General features: G+C 49.0%; 6 protein-coding genes. 3 read left to right on the top strand and 3 right to left on the bottom strand.

Annotated elements, in window-relative coordinates:
• Positions 1–105 precede the first annotated feature (105 nt).
• Positions 106–528: a SymE family type I addiction module toxin gene (locus FJU30_RS26660; RefSeq protein ID WP_150437930.1), complete on the bottom strand. Its 423-nt coding sequence runs from the start codon at positions 526–528 to the stop codon at positions 106–108.
• A 105-nt stretch (positions 529–633) separates the two neighbouring features.
• Here FJU30_RS26660 and FJU30_RS26655 point away from each other — a divergent pair, with 105 nt between their 5' ends.
• The 3 genes from FJU30_RS26655 to FJU30_RS26645 are packed head-to-tail and all read left to right on the top strand — an operon-like array spanning position 634 to position 1,477.
• Positions 634–948 (top strand): hypothetical protein, encoded by a 315-nt coding sequence (locus FJU30_RS26655; protein WP_150437929.1) that lies wholly within the window; start codon positions 634–636, stop codon positions 946–948.
• A gap of 15 nt (positions 949–963) precedes the next feature.
• Positions 964–1,263, top strand: a complete 300-nt coding sequence (locus FJU30_RS26650) for a hypothetical protein (RefSeq protein ID WP_150437928.1) — start codon at positions 964–966, stop codon at positions 1,261–1,263.
• The gene (locus tag FJU30_RS26645) at positions 1,250–1,477 is read left to right on the top strand and encodes a hypothetical protein (protein ID WP_150437927.1); all 228 of its coding nucleotides are present in this window, start codon (positions 1,250–1,252) and stop codon (positions 1,475–1,477) included. The genes FJU30_RS26650 and FJU30_RS26645 overlap by 14 nt, the downstream gene beginning before the upstream one ends.
• A 62-nt stretch (positions 1,478–1,539) precedes the next feature.
• On the opposite strand, the gene FJU30_RS26640 is transcribed toward FJU30_RS26645, so the two are convergent.
• Both FJU30_RS26640 and FJU30_RS26635 read right to left on the bottom strand, forming a co-directional pair.
• Entirely contained in the window at positions 1,540–1,884 is a 345-nt protein-coding gene (locus FJU30_RS26640) for a SymE family type I addiction module toxin (RefSeq protein WP_150437926.1), read from the bottom strand.
• Positions 1,881–2,030: a hypothetical protein gene (locus FJU30_RS26635; RefSeq protein WP_191091704.1), complete on the bottom strand. Its 150-nt coding sequence runs from the start codon at positions 2,028–2,030 to the stop codon at positions 1,881–1,883. Before FJU30_RS26635 ends, FJU30_RS26640 begins: the two co-directional genes overlap by 4 nt.
• Positions 2,031–2,268: the final 238 nt, after the last annotated feature.

Below are 2,268 nucleotides of genomic sequence, written 5' to 3'. Positions count from 1 at the left end.
TGGTCAACTTCATGCCGTCAATGGCAGCGGGTCGAGGTGGTGATGTTGAATCCAGAGAAGCCAGAAACTGGTCTGAAAACGGCAGCATAAAAACGAATAAGGGTGTCAACTTCGTTGACAGCTACCGCAACCCGCCGGGAAAGCGCCCAGCCACTCAGCGGCGGCGCGCTCATCGAACGGGGCGCGACTCAGCCCCGGCAGCATAAACCACAGTTCGCGGATATCCTGCGCGGTGATGACGAGGCAGCCCGGCATCACGCGCAGCTTGAGCGGCTGCCTGGTGCTGAATCCGGCTTCCTGTAGCCACTTGCCGCTGATGTTGATGGCGGGCGTGGAGACGTTGCCCTTGTTGGGCCGGTAGCCGACGTGCAGATAGCGCTCCGACTGCGAGATTTTAAAAACGGTGGTGTCTGGCGTAGAATGCGTGTTCAGGGCGGTAGCGTGAATGGTTTCCGATACTACGACGACGGCATGAAGGTAACTTACAACCGAAACCGGTAGTACGATTCGAAAACCGGTCGCGATCATTCCTATGACCCGATAGGGTTGGTGGGGGGCATCAGACCTCAATCGTATGTTTCCAATCCTTTAACTTCTGTAGACCCATATGGATTAATGGTTTTATACAGAGGAATGAGTATCGCTGAATATAATGATTTGATGAAAGACGGTGTTTGGAAATATGGAAATGGATCAATGGAAGGTAAATGGTTTGCTGAGTCATATGAGGACGCAGTGACTTGGGGAAATAAAATGGGACATGGTGGTGATACATTTAGAGTTGTTCAAATTGATATGCCGGATGATATAGCTAGTAAACTTCATGCAGATCCTCACTTGGATGGTATTGGGCCAGCAAGATATGCAGAGCTTAGTGATCTAAACGATCCAAGAACGAAAATAACATGGAGTAAAGAAGTTAAAGCTACGCCCAAAGCTTGTAAATAATATGAGGGATATATAATGGCTACTGTGAAAGTAAAGTGGTTAAATCCAAATGAGGGAGGACGAAAGAATCCTCCACCAACAGGTCGTTATTATTCAGTTGCTCGTTTTCCTGATGATAAAACTTGGCAGAACAATGCTTGGAGTGTTATTTTTGAGCTATCTCCTCCACAGGATGTGGATGATCATAAGTTAAGCTCTGGAAGTGTTAGTTTTATGATGGAAAATGCCCCTATGGAAAAGATGAGTGATTATGACTCTTTTGAAATATATGAGGGGCCTCATAAAGTTGGGATTGTGTTTATTGAAAAATCTTAGAAAATATTTTCTTTATGGTCTAAATTATCTTTTGCAAGAAGATTATTATCCTGTCTGTATTGCTCGCTATGCATATGCGTTTTACCTTGATTATGATATTAGTGATGAAAAGTTAGAATATGTAGTTGATTATCTAAAAGGAATGGATGCTGGCCCTGAGTTTGAATTAACAAAAGATGAGTTAAATGAATTTATAAAGACTAATTTATCTTAATAAAAAAGCCGGAAGTGATCGCAAAGATCCTTCCGGCTTTTTTATTTTTAGCGGCTTGCGTATTACGCCAGAATCGTCCCCCGCTCTGCCCGAATGGTTATTTTACCGGGCAGCACCTCAATCATTAACGACTGGCCGAGCAACCCGCAGCGGGTCAGCCAGTCGCCTGCCAGAGTCAGCTCGCTGTTATCGCGTATCCAGTCGGCGCCCTCGCTGTTATGGCCGTCCAGCTCTGCCAGCAGCGCGGCGATATCGGTGTCCTCATCGAGTCGGGTCAGCATCAGCCCGTTACGGTACAGGCTGATACGGAACAACGTCCCGGCGGTAAAGCCCGCCTGAGCCAGTTCTCTGCCTGTTAACGTCAGTTCCGGCAGTTCTCCCTGATAAAACGCCGTCTGTATGCTCATTGCGCGCCTCCCTTGTCCAGCCCGCCGGGAAAGCGGTTGAGCCATTGTGCGGCGGCGCGTTCATCGAATGGTTGCAGGCTGAGTCCTTCGAGACAATGCCACAGCTCCCGCAAATCCTGCACGGTAATGACAATGCAGCCGGGCATGACACGCAGCTTGAGCGGCAGGCTGCGCGGGGTCGCACTGCGTTGCTCCTTCCCCGCTCGCCTGCTTCCGCCCCCGCCCCGGTGTGGCGCGGTCATGCAAATCCTTCGTTCCGGTAGCTGTCAACGAAGTTGACACCCTTATTCGTTTTTATGCTGCCGTTTTCAGACCAGTTTCTGGCTTCTCTGGATTCAACATCACCACCTCGACCCGCTGCCATTGACGGCATGAAGTTGACCA

Source organism: Affinibrenneria salicis (assembly GCF_008710095.1).
Note: the sequence above shows the minus strand (reverse complement) of the source record. Positions and strands in the feature narration are given on the sequence as shown.